19 protein-coding genes and 1 pseudogene are annotated in these 21,239 nt (G+C 24.4%); 7 read left to right on the forward strand and 13 right to left on the reverse strand.

Annotated elements, in window-relative coordinates; all coding sequences use genetic code 11:
- Window positions 1-137: 137 nt before the first annotated feature.
- Window positions 138-1,445, forward strand: a complete 1,308-nt coding sequence (locus J2Z53_RS02295; protein ID WP_209795605.1) for a D-alanyl-D-alanine carboxypeptidase family protein — start codon at window positions 138-140, stop codon at window positions 1,443-1,445.
- A gap of 14 nt (window positions 1,446-1,459) precedes the next feature.
- Here the strand turns inward: J2Z53_RS02295 and J2Z53_RS02300 are convergent, their stop codons facing one another.
- The 3 genes from J2Z53_RS02300 to ppaX are packed head-to-tail and all read right to left on the reverse strand — an operon-like array spanning window position 1,460 to window position 3,160.
- Window positions 1,460-2,167, reverse strand: coding sequence for a flavin reductase family protein (locus tag J2Z53_RS02300; protein ID WP_209795606.1), 708 nt, complete (start codon window positions 2,165-2,167; stop codon window positions 1,460-1,462).
- A 7-nt stretch (window positions 2,168-2,174) separates the two neighbouring features.
- Window positions 2,175-2,513: an arsenate reductase family protein gene (locus J2Z53_RS02305; protein WP_209795607.1), complete on the reverse strand. Its 339-nt coding sequence runs from the start codon at window positions 2,511-2,513 to the stop codon at window positions 2,175-2,177.
- A gap of 11 nt (window positions 2,514-2,524) precedes the next feature.
- A complete protein-coding gene (gene ppaX / locus J2Z53_RS02310) occupies window positions 2,525-3,160 on the reverse strand; it encodes a pyrophosphatase PpaX (RefSeq protein ID WP_209795608.1) in 636 nt (211 codons plus the stop codon).
- 149 nt (window positions 3,161-3,309) lie between these two features.
- Here ppaX and J2Z53_RS02315 point away from each other — a divergent pair, with 149 nt between their 5' ends.
- The 6 genes from J2Z53_RS02315 (at window position 3,310) to J2Z53_RS02340 (ending at window position 8,412) form a co-directional block, all read left to right on the forward strand.
- Window positions 3,310-4,284 carry an acyltransferase family protein gene (locus J2Z53_RS02315; RefSeq protein WP_209795609.1) on the forward strand — a complete coding sequence of 325 codons (975 nt, stop codon included), beginning with the start codon at window positions 3,310-3,312 and terminating at the stop codon, window positions 4,282-4,284.
- A gap of 85 nt (window positions 4,285-4,369) precedes the next feature.
- Window positions 4,370-5,389 carry an ABC transporter substrate-binding protein gene (locus J2Z53_RS02320; protein ID WP_209795610.1) on the forward strand — a complete coding sequence of 340 codons (1,020 nt, stop codon included), beginning with the start codon at window positions 4,370-4,372 and terminating at the stop codon, window positions 5,387-5,389.
- A gap of 208 nt (window positions 5,390-5,597) precedes the next feature.
- Window positions 5,598-6,362 (forward strand): ABC transporter ATP-binding protein, encoded by a 765-nt coding sequence (locus J2Z53_RS02325; RefSeq protein ID WP_209795611.1) that lies wholly within the window; start codon window positions 5,598-5,600, stop codon window positions 6,360-6,362.
- Entirely contained in the window at window positions 6,358-7,146 is a 789-nt protein-coding gene (locus tag J2Z53_RS02330; RefSeq protein ID WP_209795823.1) for an ABC transporter permease, read from the forward strand. Before J2Z53_RS02325 ends, J2Z53_RS02330 begins: the two co-directional genes overlap by 5 nt.
- A 179-nt stretch (window positions 7,147-7,325) precedes the next feature.
- A complete protein-coding gene (locus J2Z53_RS02335) occupies window positions 7,326-7,712 on the forward strand; it encodes a CidA/LrgA family protein (RefSeq protein ID WP_209795612.1) in 387 nt (128 codons plus the stop codon).
- Window positions 7,696-8,412, forward strand: a complete 717-nt coding sequence (locus J2Z53_RS02340; protein WP_209795613.1) for an LrgB family protein — start codon at window positions 7,696-7,698, stop codon at window positions 8,410-8,412. The genes J2Z53_RS02335 and J2Z53_RS02340 overlap by 17 nt, the downstream gene beginning before the upstream one ends.
- 56 nt (window positions 8,413-8,468) lie before the next feature.
- On the opposite strand, the gene J2Z53_RS02345 is transcribed toward J2Z53_RS02340, so the two are convergent.
- The 10 genes and pseudogenes from J2Z53_RS02345 to coaE form a co-directional block, all read right to left on the reverse strand.
- The gene (locus J2Z53_RS02345; protein WP_209795614.1) at window positions 8,469-10,433 is read right to left on the reverse strand and encodes a DNA topoisomerase; all 1,965 of its coding nucleotides are present in this window, start codon (window positions 10,431-10,433) and stop codon (window positions 8,469-8,471) included.
- A gap of 93 nt (window positions 10,434-10,526) precedes the next feature.
- Entirely contained in the window at window positions 10,527-11,027 is a 501-nt protein-coding gene (locus J2Z53_RS02350; protein WP_209795615.1) for a TspO/MBR family protein, read from the reverse strand.
- 57 nt (window positions 11,028-11,084) lie between these two features.
- Complete coding sequence (locus J2Z53_RS02355) at window positions 11,085-13,103, reverse strand: PAS domain-containing sensor histidine kinase (RefSeq protein ID WP_209795616.1); 2,019 nt, start codon at window positions 13,101-13,103, stop codon at window positions 11,085-11,087.
- Window positions 13,087-15,039, reverse strand: coding sequence for a sensor histidine kinase (locus J2Z53_RS02360; RefSeq protein WP_209795617.1), 1,953 nt, complete (start codon window positions 15,037-15,039; stop codon window positions 13,087-13,089). The genes J2Z53_RS02355 and J2Z53_RS02360 overlap by 17 nt, the downstream gene beginning before the upstream one ends.
- A gap of 213 nt (window positions 15,040-15,252) precedes the next feature.
- Window positions 15,253-15,348, reverse strand: a pseudogene (locus tag J2Z53_RS12985) (PTS transporter subunit EIIB); the annotation flags it as partial.
- A gap of 185 nt (window positions 15,349-15,533) precedes the next feature.
- Window positions 15,534-16,463 carry an alpha/beta hydrolase gene (locus tag J2Z53_RS02370; RefSeq protein ID WP_209795618.1) on the reverse strand — a complete coding sequence of 310 codons (930 nt, stop codon included), beginning with the start codon at window positions 16,461-16,463 and terminating at the stop codon, window positions 15,534-15,536.
- Window positions 16,464-16,580: 117 nt separating this feature from the next.
- Window positions 16,581-18,737: a YhgE/Pip domain-containing protein gene (locus J2Z53_RS02375; RefSeq protein WP_209795619.1), complete on the reverse strand. Its 2,157-nt coding sequence runs from the start codon at window positions 18,735-18,737 to the stop codon at window positions 16,581-16,583.
- A 160-nt stretch (window positions 18,738-18,897) separates the two neighbouring features.
- Window positions 18,898-20,022: a glycosyl hydrolase family 8 gene (locus J2Z53_RS02380; RefSeq protein ID WP_234925750.1), complete on the reverse strand. Its 1,125-nt coding sequence runs from the start codon at window positions 20,020-20,022 to the stop codon at window positions 18,898-18,900.
- Window positions 20,023-20,082: 60 nt separating this feature from the next.
- The gene (locus J2Z53_RS02385; protein WP_209795620.1) at window positions 20,083-20,625 is read right to left on the reverse strand and encodes a lytic transglycosylase domain-containing protein; all 543 of its coding nucleotides are present in this window, start codon (window positions 20,623-20,625) and stop codon (window positions 20,083-20,085) included.
- Between the two features lie 13 nt (window positions 20,626-20,638).
- The gene (gene coaE, locus J2Z53_RS02390) at window positions 20,639-21,238 is read right to left on the reverse strand and encodes a dephospho-CoA kinase (RefSeq protein ID WP_209795621.1); all 600 of its coding nucleotides are present in this window, start codon (window positions 21,236-21,238) and stop codon (window positions 20,639-20,641) included.
- Between the last annotated feature and the right edge of the window lies 1 nt (window position 21,239).

Below are 21,239 nucleotides of genomic sequence, written 5' to 3' on the forward strand. Positions count from 1 at the left end.
AATTTTTATTTAATTATATTGTAATAAATTATATTATTTTTTATTTCTATTGTTTATTGTTATTACTTAATTAAGATGTTATACTTTTTTATAGGCATATCCATTAATACTAGCAAAATAAAAAACGAGGTGGAGAAATGAATTCAACTAAGAAAGGATTATTAATAAAAACAATGGTACTTGTTTTTGCTATGTATTTATTATCTCCTTTAGGAATAACAAAATCATATGCAGATACAACATTACCTAATCCAAATATAACTGCAAAATATGCAATTACTATGGATTTAAAAACTGGTGAAGTTATATATTCAAAAAGTGCAGATGCAAAAGCATATCCTGCAAGTATAACTAAACTATTAACAGCACTAATTTTTGCAGAAAAGGCACAAAAAGACACTCCAATTAAATTTACTGAGTCTGCAAAAGCTCAACCTCAGTATTCATTACATTCAAACTGGCCAGGAGTTAAAATGAAAGTCGGCGATACAATGACTGCTGATGATGTTATGAAAGGATTATTAATGTTTTCAGGAAATGATGCAGCTTACATGATAGCTGATTATGTTGCTGGAAATGCTGATAATTTTGCAAAGCTTATGAATAAAAAAGCTCAAGAAATTGGAATGAAAGATAGTCACTTTGTAACACCAAATGGATTACATAATCCAAATCATTATACAACAGCTTATGACTTAGCATTGCTTACTAAAGCTGCCTTTAATAATCCATGGGTTAGAGAAGTAATGGAAACTAAAGATGCAACTATTAATATTTCAGGAAAACCTGTTAAATTAGAAAATAGAAATAGAACACTAGGTAAATACGGTAATATAGGTGGTAAAACAGGAACTACTAATGAAGCTGGTGAATGTTTAGCTACTGTTTATGATAGAAATGGTAGACAACTTATCGGTGTAGTTTTAGATTCAAGTGTAAGTGCCAATGACACAACAAGATATAATGATATGAATGCAATAATGGATTATAGTTATGCCGCAAAACCATCAATTTACAAAAAATCTGGTGATTCAATAAATAATGTAACTTTAAAATATAAAATGTTTAAATTTTTTGGTCCAGAAAAGACAATAAAAGCTCCAGTAACTTTATCACAAGATGCTATGCTTTATAATAATTCATTTAACGAAAATAATGCTAAGATAACATTTAATTCAGATACTAAAGATGCATGGTCTGTAGCTGCAAGTAATAATGTTAATCTTAATCTTTCAGTTAAAGAATATAAAACAGCTCTAGCAGGTACTATTGGAGTATCCTTTGGACAATTATTCAAGGCAAATATATTTGCTTATTTAGGAATAATTTTAGGTATCGTTATAGTTATTCTTATAATAATATTTATAATAAGAATGATTAATAAGAGACGTTACAGAAAAAGACGTTACGGAAGATCATCTTATAGTCACTATAGAAGATACTAAATAAAAAAGAGGAATTACTTTCCTCTTTTTTTATTTTTCTTATTTATTTTTTTCTTATTTACGTTAATCTTTTTCTTAGGTTTTGAAGATTTTAATTTTTTATTTTCTATTTTTTTATCACTTACTTTTTTTTCTGAAATTTTATTTTTTAATGTTTTTTTCTTCATTACAGAATATCCAAAGGAACCAATTGAAGTTCTAGGTAATTTATAATACTCTCCATGACAGTAAGCTAACAAATCTCCTTTTTCAAAATGTATTTTTCCTTTTTCATCTATTAAATCTTCATTTATATGAGAGCTTAAAACCTCTGCTACAAACATATCATGACTTCCAAGTGGAATTATTTGTTTAACCTTACATTCTATATTAATTGGACACTCTTCTATATAAGATGCATTAATATTATCACATTCTATCATAGTGAAATTCATTTCTTTTATTTTATTAATTTTTCTTCCACTTCTAACTCCACAAAAGTCAACTTTTTTTACCATATTTCCATGTGGAATATTAACTACAAATTCCATGCTCTCTTTTATATATTCATAAGATAATCTTTCTGGTCTTATTGATATTGAAAGCATAGGTGGTCTTGTACATACAGTTCCAGCCCAAGCAACAGTAAATACATTTTCCTCTCCTTTATTATTTCTTGAAGAAATTAAAACTACAGGAACTGGATTTAAAACTACACTTCCTTTAAAACTTTCTTTTTTCATATATTTATTACTCCCATTCTTTCCATACTTCTGGTTTATATCCTACAGTAGCCTTTTTTCCATTTCTAACTATTGGAGTTTTTATTACACTTTGATTTTTAAGTAAAATCTCAAGTTTCATATCATTACTTCTTATTTTATCTAAATTTGATTTTTTATAATCTTTACTTTTTTCATTTATTAATTCATTAACAGAAATTGAATTACTAACACTAGTTAATTCACCTTTACTAATACCCTTTTCCTTCATATCAATAAATGCATATTTTATTTTTCTTTCTTTAAAATATCTTTCAGCCTTTTTTGTATCAAAACATTTTTTTGTTCCAAATATTTGTATATTCATTTTTTACTCCTTTATACTAAATTTAAAATTTCCATTGGAGATTCCACAAAATAATCTGGATTTACTTCCTCTAATTTTTTAATATCTAATGCTGTATATTTAACTCCACAAGTTTTACAGCCAGCATTTTTACCACATAATAAGTCAAAATGGCTATCTCCTACCATAATAGCTTCTTCTGGTTTTACATTTAATTTTTTTAAAGCATATAACGCAGGTTCTCCTTTAGGTTTATGTTCTTTAGTACACTCAGGTGTAACTATTATATCCATATATTTTATTATTCCTGCTATTTCCATACCTTTTTTAGCTAAGGTTTCTCTTTTAGATGTTACTATTCCTATTTTTATATTTTTTTCTTTAAGATTGATTAAAAGTTCCTCTACACCTTTAAAAGAAAAACACATATTATCATGAATTTTTTCGTTATAATTTCTATATGTTTTAATTGCTCCTTTTAACTCTTCTTCATCTTTACAATAACCTATAAGACTATCTTCTAATGGCATCCCATAAAGACTTGTAATTTCACCTTTAGAAAGTTTTAAATTAAAACATTTATCAAATGTGTACTTGAAAGATTCATATATTAATTCATTTGTATCTAATAAAGTCCCATCTAAATCAAATAATATTGCTTTTATCATCTTAATTATCCCCCCTATTATATAATGGTTATTATACCAAAATTCTATTTGTATTACTAATTATAAGTTTAAATTAACTGACTAAATTATTTGTATTTTCAGAATATTTATGCTATCATTTTTAATAGATTTTAGCTTGGAGGCTTATTATGAAATCAGAAAAAAGTACTAGAGATTTTTATTTTGATACATTAAAAGGTTTTCTTATATTATCCGTTATTATAGGTAATTCCATTGAGCTTGCTAGCCCACAAAATATAGACACGCACTACTTTTTATTATTTCTTTATATGTTTCACATGCCTATGTTTACCTTTGTATCAGGATATTTTTCAAAACTAAGTAAAAGAACTACAGTTGAAAAAGCTGCATCTACATTTAAATTATATTTCTTTGCTCAACTAGCTTATATAATTTTTTATAGATATATACTTAGAAGCAACGGATATAAATTTGAATTTATGTATCCTCAATGGACACTATGGTACTTATTATCTCTAACCTGTTGGTATATTCTTGGAGATTACGTAAAAAATAAAAAAAAGTGGCTTATCTTTGCAATTATTCTCTCTCTTATTGCAGGTTTTGATAATAGTATAGGAAGTCTTGGAAGTATGGAAAGAACTATTTTTTATTTCCCATTTTTCATTGCAGGAATGTCATTTGATAAAAAATATATAGAAGTTTTAAAAAAGAATAGATTAAAACTTTTAATATCTTCAATAATCGTTCTTATTTTATTATATATATTTTCTAAATATATTAAATTAGAGTTTTTATTTGAATTATTTAGTTATTCTGCTGCTAATGATGATGTATTGCTTCCACCATTTTTAACAAGAATTTTCCATTACTTAGGTGCATTTATAATAGGTTCATTTATTTTAACTTTAGTTCCAAACATTAAAACTCATCTTTCTGCATTAGGAAGGAATTCATTAATTTTATATTTATCCCATGCAGCTATATGTAATATATTAATTGGAATTGGAATTACAAAATATAATAACTTGATTGAACTTATTCTATCAGAAATAGTTATAGTCTGTATAACAATTATAACTGCAGACATATTTTTAAAATTAAAGAAAAAAATCAAAGAAAAAAGAAGTGGCATTGTTTAATGTCACTTTTTTTCGTTTAACAATATAGCGTATTTTGTCATACTATAAAGCATAAATAATTATTTTGTTAGAGGTGACATTTTAAATGAAAAAATTTTCTAAAATAGCACTTATATTATCGACGCTATTTATTCTTTCAATATGCTTTATTGGTTGCAATAAAAAGGATGCAACTTCTGAATTAAAAACTATAAAGCTAAATGAAGTTGTACGTTCTATATTCTATGCTCCAATGTATATTGCAATAAATGAAGGATTCTTTGAAGATGAAGGATTAAATATTGACTTATCTACTGGTCAAGGTGCTGATAAGGTTATGCAAAATGTTTTATCTAAAAATTCAGATATAGGTTTTTGTGGACCTGAACAAGTAGTATACATTTATAATCAAGGAAGAGAAGACTATCCTGTTCTTTTTGCCCAACTTACTAAAAGAGATGGTTCTTTCTTAGTTGGAAGAAAAACTGAAGATAATTTTAAATGGTCAAATTTAAAAGGAAAAGACATAATAGGTGGAAGACCTGGTGGTGTTCCTGAAATGTCTCTTGAATATGTATTAAACAAAAATAATATAAAACCTAATAAAGATGTTAATATGGTTACAAATTTAGATTTTACTGCAACAGCTGGTGCTTTTAAGGCTGGTACTGCAGATTATGTTGCACTATTTGAACCAACTGCTTCTATGCTTGAAAAAGAAGGTACTGGCAAAATAGTTGCATCAATTGGAGAATCTTCTGGAGAAATGCCCTATACTTGTTTCTTCTCAACTAAATCTTACATGGAAGATAATCCAGAAGTAATTGAAAGTTTTACAAAAGCTATCTATAAAGGTCAACTTTGGTTTGAAAAACATTCATCTGAAGAAATTGCAGACTCTATATCTTCATTTTTCCCTGGAACTGATAAAGATATAATGGTTTCTGTTATTGATAACTATAAAAAAATTGATGCTGTTGCAAATGACCCTAAATTAAGTGAAAAAGGATTAAATCATTTAATGGATATAATCACTAAATACGATTCATCATTAATCCCTTCTAGACCACCTTTTAATGATATAGTAAATAATAGTTTTGCAGAAAAAGTTACAAGCGAAAAATAAATTAAAAAATTAAAACTTCTAACTATAAAAGGCAAAATAATAAGTAACTTTTAAAAAATAATAAATTTTTAATCCTTCTTTGTTATTTTGCCTTTTTTATTTAAATCATAATATTTTAACAAATTGAAATATATTAATATGAATTTTTTTAAAATCAACTTTTATATAATTTTTTACATATCTTTTTAAATTAAAGGTGGTGAAATTATTGGCTCTATTAGATATTAAAAATATAAAAATGCGTTATCATTCCTTAAAAGGAGAAACTGAAGCTATAAAAGATGTAAGTTTTTATGTAAATGATAAAGATTTTTTGAGTATATTAGGTCCTTCTGGCTGTGGTAAATCAACTCTTTTAAATATAATGAGTGGTCTTTTACCACAATCAAGTGGACAAGTATTATTTGATAATAAACCTATAAAAGATAATTTAGATAAAATAGGATATATGTTTCAAAAGGATCATTTATTTGATTGGACTTCTGTTTGGAACAATGTAACTCTTGGCTTAAAAATTAAAGGGTTACTTACAGATGAAAATATATCTAGAGTTGAAAATTTATTAAACAATTATGACTTAAGTAAGTTTAAAGATCATAAACCTACAGAGTTATCTGGAGGAATGCGTCAAAGGGTTGCTCTAATTAGAACTCTTGCATTAAACCCTAGAGTATTATTTTTAGATGAACCTTTTTCTGCATTAGATTATCAAACAAGACTTAATGTTTGTGATGAAATTTTTGAAATAATTAAATTAGAAGGTAAAACTGCTATTATGGTAACCCATGATATAAGTGAAGCCATTTCTACTTCTAATAGAATTATTGTACTAACAAAAAGACCTTCATTAATAAAAAAAGAATTTAAAATTAATTTTAAAAATGATCCACTAACTCCTTTTAATAGAAGAAAAGAAGAAGAATTTAAAATTTATTTTGATTTACTTTGGAAGGAGCTTGATAATAGTGATTAGTAATGAACATGAACTTTATATAAAAAAGTTAAAAAAAGAAAAATTAAAAATAACTTTCTTTAGAATTTTTATTTTAATAACCTTTATTTGTTTATGGGAAGTTTTAGCTGACCTAAAAATAATTGATCCTTTTTTAACATCTTCTCCATCTAGAATGTTAAGTTCGCTTATAGATTTTATTAAAGAAGGAACTATATGGACACATATATGGGTTACTTCCTATGAAACAATCTTAGGTTTTGTATTAGGTACTTTTATAGGTACTATATTTGCAATTATTTTATGGTGGTATCCTTCAACTTCAAAAATATTAGATCCATATCTTGTTGTGTTAAATGCTCTTCCAAAAGTAGCATTAGCTCCAATAATAATTTTTTGGGTTGGAAATGGAATTACTGCTATAATTGTTATAGCTTTATTAATATCTTTAGTTACTACAATAATAAGTGTGTTAACTGGATTTAATGAAGTTGATAAAGATAAACTTTTATTAATGAAAACTTTTCAAGCATCTAAATTTCAAATATTAAGATATTTAATTTTTCCATATACAATACCAGTTTTAATATCTGCATTAAAAATAAATGTTGGTTTATCTTGGGTTGGAGTTATTATGGGTGAATTTTTAGTAGCTAGAGAAGGCCTTGGATTCTTAATAGTTTATGGTGGACAAATTTCTCAACTTAATATGGTAATGATGAGTATAGTTATACTGTCATTAATTGCCTTTATAATGTATAAATTGGTATCTATTGCAGAAGATAAATATAAGAAGCATAATTAACAATATATTCATTTTTTAAAAATCTTTTTATTAGATAACCATTTCATTTAGTAAAACAAAGGATTTGTGGGATTTTATATATTGTAAATCCTTTGTTTTTATTTGTTTATTTTTTGTTTACTTAATTAACTTAAAGTGATACATTAATATGGTACAAAAGATACTAAGGAGAGATTAGCTTGAAATTATTTAGAGAAGCACTTATTGTATTCGGAATTTATTTAATAGGAGAAGTAATAGTTGCTCTAACTCATATACCTATACCAGGTAATATTATTGGACTTCTTTTACTTTTTATAGGTCTTTGTACTAAAGTCATAAAGGTCAGTCAAGTTGAAACTTTAACAAATTTCTTTTTGGATCATTTAGCTTTCTTCTTTTTACCAGCAGGAGTTAGCTTAATGAATTCACTTGGAATTATTAAAGCAAGTATTCTTCAAATTATAATAATTTGTGTAATTACAACATCTATTACCATTGCCTCAACTGGTTTAATAGTACAATTTGTCGTAAACCTATTAAATAAAAAAAAGAAAGGAACTGAAAAAAATGAGTGTAATAACTAGTAACATATTCTTTAGCATAGTTTTATCCCTTATTGCATTTGAGATTGGATTATTCTTTTACAAAAAAACTAATTTACCACTGTTTAATCCTTTACTTATAGCAATAGTAATTGTAATTGCTTTTTTAACTGCATTTCATATTGATTTTAAAACATATAATTCAGGTGCACAATTTATAAATATGTTTTTAGGACCTGCAACTGTAGTTTTAGCAGTTCCCCTTTATAAACAATTTGAACTTTTAAAAAAGAATGCTATAGCTATTTTTATTGGAATTTTCTTTGGAACTTTAATTGGAATATTCTCAATAATACTTTTATCACACTCACTAGGACTTAATGTTTCAATGATAGTATCATTAATGCCTAAGTCAGTAACAACACCAATAGGTATTGCTATAAGTAAAGAATTTAATGGAATAGTTCCTGTTACAGTTCTTGCAATTATTCTATCTGGAATAATCGGTGCAATAGTAGGTCCAACTATCTGTAGAATATGTAAAATTACAAATAGAATTGCAATTGGTATTTCACTTGGGACAGCTGCTCACGCTGTTGGAACAAGTAAAGCATTAGAACTTGGAGAAACAGAAGGTGCAATGAGTTCACTTTCAATTGGTATAGCTGGAATGATGACAGTTTTTGTTGCTCCTCTTGCCTTTAATATTGCAATGTTTATATATAAATTAATAATACATTAATTTATATATTTGTAATAAAAAACAGCTTATTAAAATTTTAATAAGCTGTTTTTTAATTAGTTTTTACTATAAACTTTCTTAACTTCTAATAATTTTCTATTTAAAAATCCCATTTTACTATCTCTAAAAACCATATAAGTTGATTTTTTAGTATAATTTTCAAGTTTACTCATAAATTCTTCTGGTTTTATATTTTCTTCTTGCACAAGTTTTAAACCTTTTTCCCATGAAGCTGTAAGTTTTGGATTTAAAAGAGATGGTATAGAATTACTTATAACTTCATAAATCATTTCTCCAAGCTCTGTTGGAGTAAGGGTTTGAGTTTTATTATTAGATTTAACATAATCAATATTTATAAGCTTCTTTAAAATCTCTGCTCTTGTTGCTGATGTTCCAATACCAGCTCCCTTTATATGTTCTCTAAGTTCTTCATCTTCTATAAGCTTACCTGCATTTTCCATAGCTATTATTATTGAACCTGTTGTAAATCTCTTAGGAGGACTTGTTTCTCCCTCTTTCATTTCTAATGAATTAATTAATACCTTTTGCCCTTTTTTTAAATCCTTAGGAAACTCACTACTATCATCTTCTTTTTTATGTTCTAATATATCTAAATATCCTCTTTCTATACAAACTTTTTTTGTTGTATAAAAACTTTCATCCCCAACATCAATTGTAATTGCCTGTTTACTAAATTGAGCTTTTTTATAAAATATTGCTATAAATCTTCTAAGAATTAAAAAGTACATTTTTCTTTCTATTTCTTTTAGAGAGTTTATCATAGAACTCCCCTCTCCTGTTGGAATTATAGCGTAGTGATCTGTTATCTTCTTATCGTCAACATATTTGCTCTTTAAAATACTTGTGTACCATTTATTATCTAAAATTGTTTTTGAAGCATTTAAAAGTTCTTCTCCAATATCTAATTTTGTTAATTTAAATAATGTTTTATTAATTACCTTTGCAACTGCTGTAGATAGTACTCTAGCATCAGTTCTTGGGTAGGTTACCATCTTCTTTTCATAAAGAGTTTGAAGATGCTTTAATGTTTCATCTGGGCTTATTTTAAACTTTCTAGAACACTCATTTTGAAGTTCTGCTAAATTAAAAAGTAATGGAGCATTTTTATTTTCTTTAGTTTTTTTAATATTTGCTATTACTCCCTCTTCTAAAACTTCAAGTTCTTTTATAAGTTCTTCACAGTCTTTTTTATTTTTAAAGCCACCTTCATTGTATAATTTAGGTGAATCTTTAAACTTAGATTTTTCTAATGCTTTCCATTCAGCTATTATTTCTTCATCTTTTTCTTCTCTTTTAAAATTCCCTGAAATCTTATAAAATGAAGTCTTTTTAAAATCTCTAATTTCTCTTTCTCTATCAACTACCATTCCAAGAACGCAGCTCATAACTCTTCCAACTGCAACAACAGAACTTTTCTCCTTCTTAAGTATGTTTGATAACTGCTTACCATAAATAAGAGTTAATAATCTTGAAAAATTAATTCCAATTATATAATCTTCCTTTGCTCTTAAATAAGCTGAATGAGCTAAAGAATCATATTCATTTAAAGGTTTTGCTTCCTTTATTCCTCTTTTAATCTCCTCTTCTGTTTGAGAATCAATCCATACACGAAGTTTTTCTTTGTTTGGATTTCCTGATAAGTCATCAACAAGCCTATATATATATTCACCTTCCCGTCCTGAGTCTGTACAAACATATATTTTATCAATGTCAGCTCTATTTAATAACTTGCTAACTACATTAAATTGTCCTTTAGCTGAATTTATTACTTCATACTTATATTCTTTGGGCAAAAAAGGAAGATCTTTTAAGTTCCAATATTTTAATTTTTCATTATAAACTTCCGGATAAGACATTGTTACCATATGTCCTACGCACCATGTAAATATTGCTTTATCGCTTTCTATGTATCCGTTATTTCTTTTTCCATCTACCTTTAATAGCTTTACAAAATCCATTGCTACTGAAGGTTTCTCTGCTATAAATAAAGATTTTCCCATATCTATTTCCTTTCTAAAGAAAATAAACCCTCAAACTTTGAGGGTTTATTAAAATTATACTATGAAACTTGTATTTTTCCAAATTTAATGTTTTTACATTTCATTTAAAATCCATATTACTACATTTAAATATGTTGCATAAAAAGTCCATATTAAATATGGAATAAATAATACTCCTGATAATTTATCAATTTTAAAAAATTTTATAGTTGTTATAATTATAAATATAATAAGAATTACAATCTCTATTACTGCTAATCCATATAATCTAAATTTAAAAAATATTATTGGCCATAAAAAATTTAATATAAGCTGTATAAAATAAGCACTTAATTCAAAATAACTTTTTTTCTCTTCCTTTAACCTCATAAAAACTCTGTATGATGCAAAACCAATTAATATATATAAAATAGTCCACATAACTCCAAAAATCCATCCTGGTGGAAAAAATGGGCTTTTTATAAGACTTTTATATATTATGAAAGAATCTTTCGTAATAGTTGCTACTAGCAAACCTCCAACAATTGGCAATGCTATTAGAGTAATAAAACTTATAATATTAAATTTACCATTTACTTTAAAAATATTTTTCATATATCACCTCAAATATACTTATAATATTATTATACTTTTTAATTATTAAAATATTCTTTAAATATAAATATCAGAAAATTCAATATCTACCTTTCTATTTAATGTAACTATCTCACTATTTTCTCCCCTATCATAATTTAAAGTATCTTCTAAAGGGATTTTAATAATAAATTTATTTTCACCCTGTCTGCTTGCTTTAAACTTAATAGATCCATTATGAAGTTCTATAAGAGTTTTACTTAAAAATAATCCTAAACCGCTTCCTTCTTTAGTTCTATTTAAATCTTTATTTATCTTTGTAAATTCATCAAATATATATTTCTTTTCATCTTTTTCTATTAGTTTTGCATTATTTGTAACTATAATAAAAACATAGTCCTCTTGTAAATTTATATTTACTTCTATCTTTTTATTATTTTCTCCATGCTTAACACTATTTGATAATAAATTAAGCATTGTTCTTTCTATCATATTCTTATCTATTGGAATATATATTTCCTCATGAGATGAATCAAATATTAATGAGTTATTTATCTTTTTTACATATTTATTAGTTGCTATTGTAACATTTTCAATAATCTCAACTAAATTATAAATCTTTTTGTTAGGTTTTAAATATCCTTCCGAAATTTTATTTGTATCTATAAAATTATTTATAGTTCTTATAAGTCTTAAACAATTTTGTTTTATTACATAATTATTTTTACTTATATTCTCTATACTATTATTATTTAAATGTATTTGATTTAATGCTAATGCTGAATTTATAACATTAATAGGAGTTCTAAGTTCATGAGATATATTAGAATAAAATTTATTTTTAACTTCTTCTTCTCTTAAATATTTCTCATATTTTTTTCTCATTTTATTATACTTATTTACTTCCTCTATATCTCTAATATATAAAATTTGTCTTTTTTCATCATCATTAACTAAGTGCATTTCAATTTCTCTAATATTCTTTCTTTTATTTCTAAATTTACATAAACTCTTTACAAAAGATATTAAATCAATTTTCTGAATTAAATTTGAATCTTTAATATAAGTCTCATCCCATATAACACCGACTACAAATTCAATATCTTTTCCAAGTAATTCTTCTTTATAATTAAATCCTATAATCTTTAATGCTTCATTATTAATGTATGTTAATTTACCCATATTAAATATTAGAATACCATCTTTAAAAGCCTCTATTAAATTATAATATCTTTTTTCACTCTTTTTATTTATAGCCTGTAACTCACTTAAAATAATATTTCTTTGCTTAAGCTTAATATTAAGTTCACTTTGCTTAACTCTTAGTTTTTCTAAATTATTTTTCATTTCATAATAAGCAAGCTTTAATACATTATTTTTTATTCCCTCATATATTGAGAAATACGCCATGTACTTAAATACATCTGCTTCAAATATTGTATTATATTTATTTGATAATGCAATACAATAACAAAACTGATATAGTATAGTAAATATTAAATAAATATATATATATATATACTTTAATTTATCATTATTTTTTCTAAGTCTAAAAACTACTAATATATCACCAAAGATCAAAATTAATTTTGATACATATAAGAATATTATAAAAAATTCTTTATTATTTTTTGATATACTAACAAAAAAATAATTAATAACAATTACTAATATAGTAATAATTGTGTATATCTCTATACATTTAATATTACTAACTCTTTTTCTATTAAGTATGAAAGCTATTAATATTACAAGCATCAATAAAACATTATTTGAAATTTCAATGGCAAATATAGGTGTTATATCTAATCCTTCTTGAATAGTTTTACCTATTAGAATTTTAATATATTCAATAATACCTATAAATAAAAAACCAATACCAACATAATTATAATATCCCTTTGTATTTCTAAGCAATGTAACTATTGATAATGATATTCCAAAGGTTGCACAAAAAATTCCTATCATATAATGGAATAGAATATTAATACCGAAGATTTTATAAAATATAATAAATAATAATAGTACTAATATTGCAATATTAAATGAATTTTGTTTAATACTTTTTTTATAATCTATATTATATTTTATATTCATTTAAACTACTCTCCTTTTTAAAGGTTATTACAATTTTTGTACCCTTTCCTCTATTACTACTTACATTTATATCTCCATATTGAAGTTCAACTAACTTTTTTACTACAAATAAACCTATTCCACTTCCTTTTTCATCTATGGTATTATTGTTTTCACCCATTGAATATTTAATGAATATTTTATCTATAAATTCTTTACTCATTCCAACCCCATTATCTTTAATAACTATATTTACATCATCATTATCTTCAAATACTCCTACAAATATTTTTCCCTCTCTTAAAATATATTTAATTGAATTTGATATAATATTTAGTAAAATTCTATGCATAAAGTTTTCATCTAATTTTAAATATATCTCCTCATTATTTGTATCAAATAATAATTGAATTTCTTTTTGCTTTGCATAATAGATTAAACTATTTACAGTTTCCTCTACAAATTCAACAACGTTTATTGTTTTCAAATTAGGATATAAATAACCTGATTCGATTTTGCTACTATCTATCAAATTATTAGTTAGCTTCATAAGTGACAAACAATTTTTTTTAGCTATACCATTATATTTTAACAATGCTTGTCTATCTTTGTTTTTTATAAATATCTGTTCTAATTGGATAGCTGAATAAATAACATTTATAGGTGTTTTTAAATCATGACTTATATTAGAAAGAAAATCTCTTTTGATTTTTTCTTGTACAAGCTTTCTTTCTATATCTTCTCTCATTGAGTTTATTTTTATTTTTGATGTTATATCAGTTACATTTAATATAATTTCTCCATTTTCCTTGTTATGATCTATTATCTCTATATTTAAATATTTTTTATCATTATTACATTCTATTTCTCCTCTATATATCTTCTTATAAGGTATATCTTTACATTTAAATATATCATCTTCATTAAACTTAATTAATTTAGATATTTTTTTATTTATTATGCTTCTAATATTTTCTTCTCCTATTAAATCCAAAAAATATTTATTACAATAAATAACTCGTCTTGTGTTATCACTTAATATTATTATTGGAACAGGTATTCTCCTAAAAAAATCCTTAAACATCATTTCTTTTTTCCTTATTAAAATATGAGATACTTCAAGTTCACTATTTTTAATTAAAATATTAGTATTTATATTATTTAATTTTTTATTTCTTTCATATAATTCTTTAAATAAAATCTTATACGGAAGATTTATAATTATATATATAGTACAAGAAACCATACTAGAAAAAGAAACAAAAAATATTAGATTAACAAGTTCTGCAATAATTAAACTTTTAAAAATATCTGCTATATAATTTACAATTACTATTAACAAAACTGAAATAGCATATAAATATATATAATTAATTTTATATTTGTAATAAATTTTATATTTATTTACTATAAAAATATTTTTTAAGCATATTGATAAGATTATAATTAAAGTAAATGTATCCAAAAGAAAATACATCTTAAATATTTTTAATAAATTCATAATTAAAATAATTACTAAAATTCTACTTATACTTTCTAATAATTTTATCTTAGGATTACCTAAATATTTGTAAAATAATCCTATTAATAATATAAATATCATTCTGCTCAAATGTTCATATAAAACTTTATTATCATAACTAATATTTAAATTAGTCAATTCAAATACCAATAGATTTATATTTATTAAAGCTATCGAAAGGAAATGAATTGATAAAAATTTAAATATTCTAACATTAAATACATTTTTAGTAGAGTATATTAAAAGCAAAATTGAAAATGTTGATATTAAAACAAATATTCTTATAATAAAATCCAACATATTTATGGTTTCTTCAGCAAAAATAGATGTTATAAAATATAAAAAAATATATATTGAAAAAAAAGTTGCAGATATAATAAAATAATTTTTCTTATTAATATATATAATATCTCTCATTCTTCTATTAAATTCCATATTACCCTCCATACCATTAATATTCTACTTTATTTTTCCTATTTTGTGAAGTTTTTATGAACAAAACCTTCTTAAAATAATTTAACTTTGTTTTATAACTATTTATTAATTATTATTTCAACTGCATCTTTTTAAATTTTTGCTTCCCTATATCTTATTTTTAGATTGAATATTCTTTATAGCTTCTATAACAGCTGTCCATAAAGCTTTTAATTAATATGTATTAACTTTTGATACGTCTTTTACAATTATTCTAAGGCTAGTTATAAAGACATCTAAATTTTCTATATTTTTCTTTCCTACAAGTAGTTTTAAAACTTTACTTTAAAGGAAGGCTTAATATGGAGCTGTTGTACTTAACTTTTTAATAACAAGATTATTTTTTTATTTATTTTCTTCATTTATACTAGATAAAATCCTCAAAAAAAAAATAGTGAGCAAAATATTATTTACTCACTAAAAATTAAACGTTATTTATATAATCTATTTAATATTTAAACAAAATGTCTTTTATTAATCCAAGATATTATATTTTCAATAACCTCGTCCTTGTTTTTTTCATTTAACATTTCATGTCTTCCTGACTTATAAAGTTTATAATCTAAATCATAAACACCTGCACCCTTATACAATTCATAAAGATTTCTTACTCCTTTTCCAAAATCTCCAACTGGATCATCTTCTCCTGAAAAAATATATATTGGTACATCTTTTCTTATGTTATTAAAATTTTCACCTTCATGTATACTCCAAATTCCATTTATTAAATCATAATAAAATGATGTTGTTTCTATAAAACCACAATAATCATCTTCAATATATTTTTTAACTTCTTCTTCATTGCCACATATCCAATCATAATCTGTTTTTGCATCTGGAAACCTTTTATTAAAACCTCCAAAGGATAACTTATCCATAAGTGGACTTTTAGCTTTTCTTCCTTTTAACTTCATTTCTATTTTTGCAATAAATTTTCCAACCTTAGTTATGAATTTAGGTTTACCATTGCTTCCAGATAGTATTAGTCCATCAATAGTATCTCCATATAATTGCATATATCTTTGACTTAAAAATGATCCCATACTATGTCCAAATAATATTATTTTTAAATCTTTATTTTCTTCTCTTATAATATCATTTAATTCTTTCATATCAGATATCATTAATAAAAAGCCATCACTATCACCTACAAATCCGAGTTTTTCTTTGCTTTCAGATGTTTGTCCATGTCCTCTATGATCGTTTGCATATACTATATAACCTTCATCAGTTAACTTATTTGCAAAATAATCATATCTTAATGCAGTTTCAGCCATACCATGTGCTATTTGTACTACACCTTTAATATTAGTTTTATCTTTAGGAATCCACTTATATACATGTATTTCTTTTCCTAATTTATCTTTAAATTTAAAAGTTTCCATAAAATAACCTTCCTCCATAAATTCATAACCTTTATTTAATTATGCATTAATAACAAAAAGACTGTCAATTAATTTAAGTGTTAAAAATTAAATGCCAGTCTTTTTTTGTACTAAATTTTAATGCTCTACAATGTCACTTTCTTTAAGCTTATTAACAAACTTTTCACTAGTTTTATTTATTGGTTTCTTTAAGAATATACCTATAATCATAAATATTAAAGCTACAATAATTAATATAATTATATCTCTTTGCATAAGTTCTGGTACAACTCCACCTACTAATCCTCTCATACCTTGTATCGCATACTTAAAAGGTAGTACTGGATTTATTTCCTTAAAGAAATTTGACATAACTTCAACTGGAAATGTACCTCCTGATGCTGCAACTTGAAGTACTAAAAATATTATACATATAGCTTTACCAACATTTCCAAATACAGAAACTGTCGAGTATATTATAGTTATAAATATTAAGCTTGCAAACATTCCAAATAATACAAATAATACTGGATGTATTACATAGGTTTTTAATATAAATATATCTCCCAATGTAACAACTGCACCTTGAAGTATTCCTATTGTAACAAAAGTTAAATATTTTCCAAAGAAAACTTCAATAGGCTTTGGAACTTCTCCATCTTCAAAAGGTTTTACCTTAACTGTAAGAATTGAAACAAGTATTAATCCTCCAACCCATAATGCTAAAGTTGTATAAAATGGTGACATTGCTGAACCATAATTAGGAACTGGGAATAATCTATTAGTTTCAATTTGTACAGGACTAACTAAGAAATCTGTTTGTTTTTTCCAGTCTCCTGTAATAATTTTAAGAATTTCATCTATTCCAGATTTATTATCTATTTTCTTTATTTGATTAGCCATTTTGTTAAATGACTTTTTAAATTCTGGAAAATCCTTTTTAACTTTTATTAATTGTTCATTTGTAAGTTTTGTTCCCTTTGAAAGTAATGATAATACATTTTTAACATCTGGCATTACATTTTGAGTACTGTCTATTAAAGATATAGCATTTTTAGACATATCATCTAATTTAGTTAATGATCCATTTATAGCAGGTACAATATTACTATCATATTTTGAAATTATTTCTCCTAAATTTGATGATATTGAATCTACTTTATTCTTTAATTTAACAATAGACTCAGGTTGTAATACTTTATTATTATTTACTAAGCTTATATCTTTGTTTATTTCTTCTATTACAGATGATATTTTACTTTCAATTGCCTTTAATCTAGTTAGTGTATTACCAATTAAATCTTTATTACTTATTTTATTTATAGACTCTAATATATCTATAACTGAACTTAAAGTTTTATTTACTGTAGTTAGTTTATTATTTGCATTATTTAATACTTTAAGAAGTGTTTCCTTATCATATTTTTGTGATACGTTACCTAAAATCTCACTTGATCCATTTAATAAATCTCTTCCAAATATTAGATCTTCTTTTATTATTGGTGAAAGACTATTAAAGCTTTCCTTTGATTTATCAAGAAAAGTTTTTCCTTTATTTAAAGCACCATTAGCATCCTTTAATGTACTCTCTAAATTAGGAATAATCTTATCTATTTTAGTAAGCATTTGATCTATTGTAATTGTTCCATCATAAGCTTTATTTATTAGATTTTCAATTTCTGGCATATTATCATTTACTTTATATATTAAGTCAACTACTTCTCTAATTTTATCTCTAGAAGATTTATATTCTATGCCAACATTATTTAAAACTTTAAATATTATACCATTTACTGTTTCTGAAACTGTATTATCAACATTTTCTTTTAAAGTATTAACTCCTTTATCAGTAATTTTTGGTGCTATTGCATTTGAAGATTCATTTACTGTATAAATAAGCTTTGGTTTTACTATTTTGTTTGAAGCTGGTGAAATTAAATCTTTTGAAAAATCTTCTGGAATAATAATACTTGCAAAGTACTCTCCCATTCTTATTCCATTATCTGCTTTTTCTTTATTTACAAACTGCCATCCAATTTTATCATTTTTTGAAAGTTCTTCTGTTACTTTATTACCAACATTTAAATCTTTTCCTCCAAAATCTGCTCCTTTATCTTCATTAACCACTGCTATTTTAATGCCTTTTGTACTTCCATATGGATCCCATGATGATTTTATATTAAACCATGCATATAATGAAGGTAATATTATAAGTCCAAGTAGAACTACAATTGCAACCCAATTAGTAACTACTTTTTTTATGTCCCTCTTAAAAATCTTTAAAATATTTCTCATAAAGCCTTCCTTTCTTTAAAAATTAATAATGTAAAGATTATAACATATTCAATGACTATAAGTCATTAATTAAATTATATTTTTCTATTTTAAATCTATTATTTACTATTTTATAAAAAAATACCCTAGAAAAAAACTTATTCTCTAGAGTATTTTATAATTATTTTACACATCTATATGCTAATAAAGAATTTAGATTATCAAAAGAGTATACTTGTAAAGTTTTAGGATCTCCATAGGCTCCATAAATTGGACTATTTTTATTAATTATTTGAAAGTCTTTAAGTTTTTTAAGAGCCATATTATATAATTCTTTATTTCCTGTTTTTTCTCCTATTCTTACTAGTAATGCATAAATTGATGTTGATTGAACATCAGATGATTTAATTCCAGTATTAGAATTATATTTTGCATAAATTGCTCCATCAGTTTTAAATTTTTCTGTTAGCCAGTTAACACTTTTAAATGTACTTTCAGAAACTTCTGCTTTATTTAATATACAAATTAAAGATAGCAATGTATCAACATCACCATTATCATATTTTTTAGTTTCTCTGTTATAAGATTTTTTATATAACGGAACTTTATCACTAATATATCCATTATTTAAAACATTAATAGAAGCTGTATATACTTTTTTCCATGCATAATCTATATTGCTTAAATATTTTAATGTAGGAAGATCAATATAACAAAGAGTTGTTATATTACTTTTATTGTATCCATCATTAAAATCACTTAATAAATTATTATCTAATAAATTTTTACTTATAGCCTTGAAGGTTTTAACAGCCATTTTTCTATATTCAAATTTTCCCCATCTTTCATTTGCTAATAAAAGTGCCTTTACTATTCTTAAATCATCAATTGTTGCTGATGTAGATTCTTTATTTTTTCCTGTAACTCTCCATGAAATCAAATTATTTTTAAGAATCATATTATCTTTAATATACTTTAATGTATCATTAAATTTTTCTTCATCATTTCTTTCTAAATAATACAAAAGCATCATTCCTTCTGATTCTGATAAAACAGAATATCCCTTTGTTATATCTCCTTGTGATTTCTCATCTTTATAATTTGTTTTAATTCCTCCATCTTTAAGAGTTAACTTATTATCTAAAAAATTTAGTAATATATTTTCTCTTTCTGAAACTGGATTATTTTTATAAGTAACTCCGCTATTAATTGGTAATATGTAAGGCATAGCTATTCTTACAGCTATTAGGACAAGTAATAATAATAAAAATATTATTCCGTAATTTTTGTATTTTAATTTTTTCAAATATCTCCCCCTCTTTCTATTCAAAAATGTAGCTGATTACAAAAAATAATCAGCTACATTTTAATTATATAAATATTTATAAATTTTATAATATATATTTACCTTCTCTACATAGTTTTTAGTTTCAGGAAATGGTATATAATGTATGGCCTTGCCATCTTTAGAATAATTTTGATCATTAAGCCACTTATTAACATTACCTCTTCCTGCATTATATGCCGATATTACTAAATCCTTGTCTTTGAATTCTTTATATAGATTATTTAAATACCAACAACCCATTTTTATATTTATTTCTTCATTATAAAGCATATTAGTTGAATAATTTTTAATTCCCATTTCTCCTGCAATCCACTTTCCAGTCTCTCCTGTTATTTGCATAAGACCAACTGCATCTTTATGTGAATGTGCATTAGAATTAAATTTACTTTCAGCTTTAATTATAGATAATACAAATAATGGATCTAAATTATATTTCTTACTATATTCATTAATAATATTCTTATGTTTGTATGGAAAAACATATTTTTTTAATCCAACCTTTATACCTAAAAAGGCAATTACTATAACCATCAAACAGATTATTATCTTTTTAAACTTCATTCTAATGCTCCTATCAAATTACTTCATTTATAAAATCTATAAAATCATCTACTTGCTCCTTAGTATATAATAACTCTTTATTATTATCTATTATTATATTACAAACTTCCTTCTTTTTATCTAAAGGCATTTGTGAATTAATTCTATTTAGTGCATCATTATTACTTAACTTGTCTCTAGCTTTTAGTCTTTGAAGTTGAGTTGAATGATCTACTGACACTAATATAACAAAATCCATTTCTTCATTAAGTTTTGTTTCTATTAATGTAGGGGCGTCTACTATTACTATTTTTTCACCTTTTTTTTCTAATCTATCTATTTCAGAAAATATTTCTTTTTTTATATAAGGCATTATAATATTTTCATACTTTAATCTTTGTTTTGGAAACCTGAATATATGATTACCAAATTCTTTTCTTCTAAAGTCTCCTCGCCAGTCAAAAAAGCCTTCTCCAAACTGTGCTCTAACTTTTTCTAATATTTCAGGATATTTTACTAAAACATTCCTCGATATTACATCAGCATCAATTATGTTAAATTTAGCTTCTTTAAGCATTAAAGAGACTGTACTTTTTCCTGTGCTTATTCCACCAGTAAGGCCAACTTTTATCATA

The sequence above is a fragment of the Clostridium moniliforme genome (genome assembly GCF_017873235.1).
Classification (GTDB): domain Bacteria; phylum Bacillota; class Clostridia; order Clostridiales; family Clostridiaceae; genus Clostridium; species Clostridium moniliforme.

Bases quoted from the DNA above. Each gene is read 5' to 3' on its own strand.
- ppaX (WP_209795608.1), bottom strand. From the start codon at position 3,160: ATGATAAAAGCAATATTATTTGATTTAGATGGGACTTTATTAGATACA.
- J2Z53_RS02295 (WP_209795605.1), top strand. From the start codon at position 138: ATGAATTCAACTAAGAAAGGATTATTAATAAAAACAATGGTACTTGTT.
- J2Z53_RS02350 (WP_209795615.1), bottom strand. From the start codon at position 11,027: ATGAAAAATATTTTTAAAGTAAATGGTAAATTTAATATTATAAGTTTT.
- J2Z53_RS02305 (WP_209795607.1), bottom strand. From the start codon at position 2,513: ATGAATATACAAATATTTGGAACAAAAAAATGTTTTGATACAAAAAAG.
- J2Z53_RS02360 (WP_209795617.1), bottom strand. From the start codon at position 15,039: ATGGAATTTAATAGAAGAATGAGAGATATTATATATATTAATAAGAAA.
- J2Z53_RS02385 (WP_209795620.1), bottom strand. From the start codon at position 20,625: ATGAAGTTTAAAAAGATAATAATCTGTTTGATGGTTATAGTAATTGCC.
- J2Z53_RS02375 (WP_209795619.1), bottom strand. From the start codon at position 18,737: ATGAGAAATATTTTAAAGATTTTTAAGAGGGACATAAAAAAAGTAGTT.
- J2Z53_RS02320 (WP_209795610.1), top strand. From the start codon at position 4,370: ATGAAAAAATTTTCTAAAATAGCACTTATATTATCGACGCTATTTATT.
- J2Z53_RS02355 (WP_209795616.1), bottom strand. From the start codon at position 13,103: ATGAATATAAAATATAATATAGATTATAAAAAAAGTATTAAACAAAAT.
- J2Z53_RS02300 (WP_209795606.1), bottom strand. From the start codon at position 2,167: ATGAAAAAAGAAAGTTTTAAAGGAAGTGTAGTTTTAAATCCAGTTCCT.
- coaE (WP_209795621.1), bottom strand. From the start codon at position 21,238: ATGATAAAAGTTGGCCTTACTGGTGGAATAAGCACAGGAAAAAGTACA.
- J2Z53_RS02345 (WP_209795614.1), bottom strand. From the start codon at position 10,433: ATGGGAAAATCTTTATTTATAGCAGAGAAACCTTCAGTAGCAATGGAT.
- J2Z53_RS02340 (WP_209795613.1), top strand. From the start codon at position 7,696: ATGAGTGTAATAACTAGTAACATATTCTTTAGCATAGTTTTATCCCTT.
- J2Z53_RS02370 (WP_209795618.1), bottom strand. From the start codon at position 16,463: ATGGAAACTTTTAAATTTAAAGATAAATTAGGAAAAGAAATACATGTA.
- J2Z53_RS02315 (WP_209795609.1), top strand. From the start codon at position 3,310: ATGAAATCAGAAAAAAGTACTAGAGATTTTTATTTTGATACATTAAAA.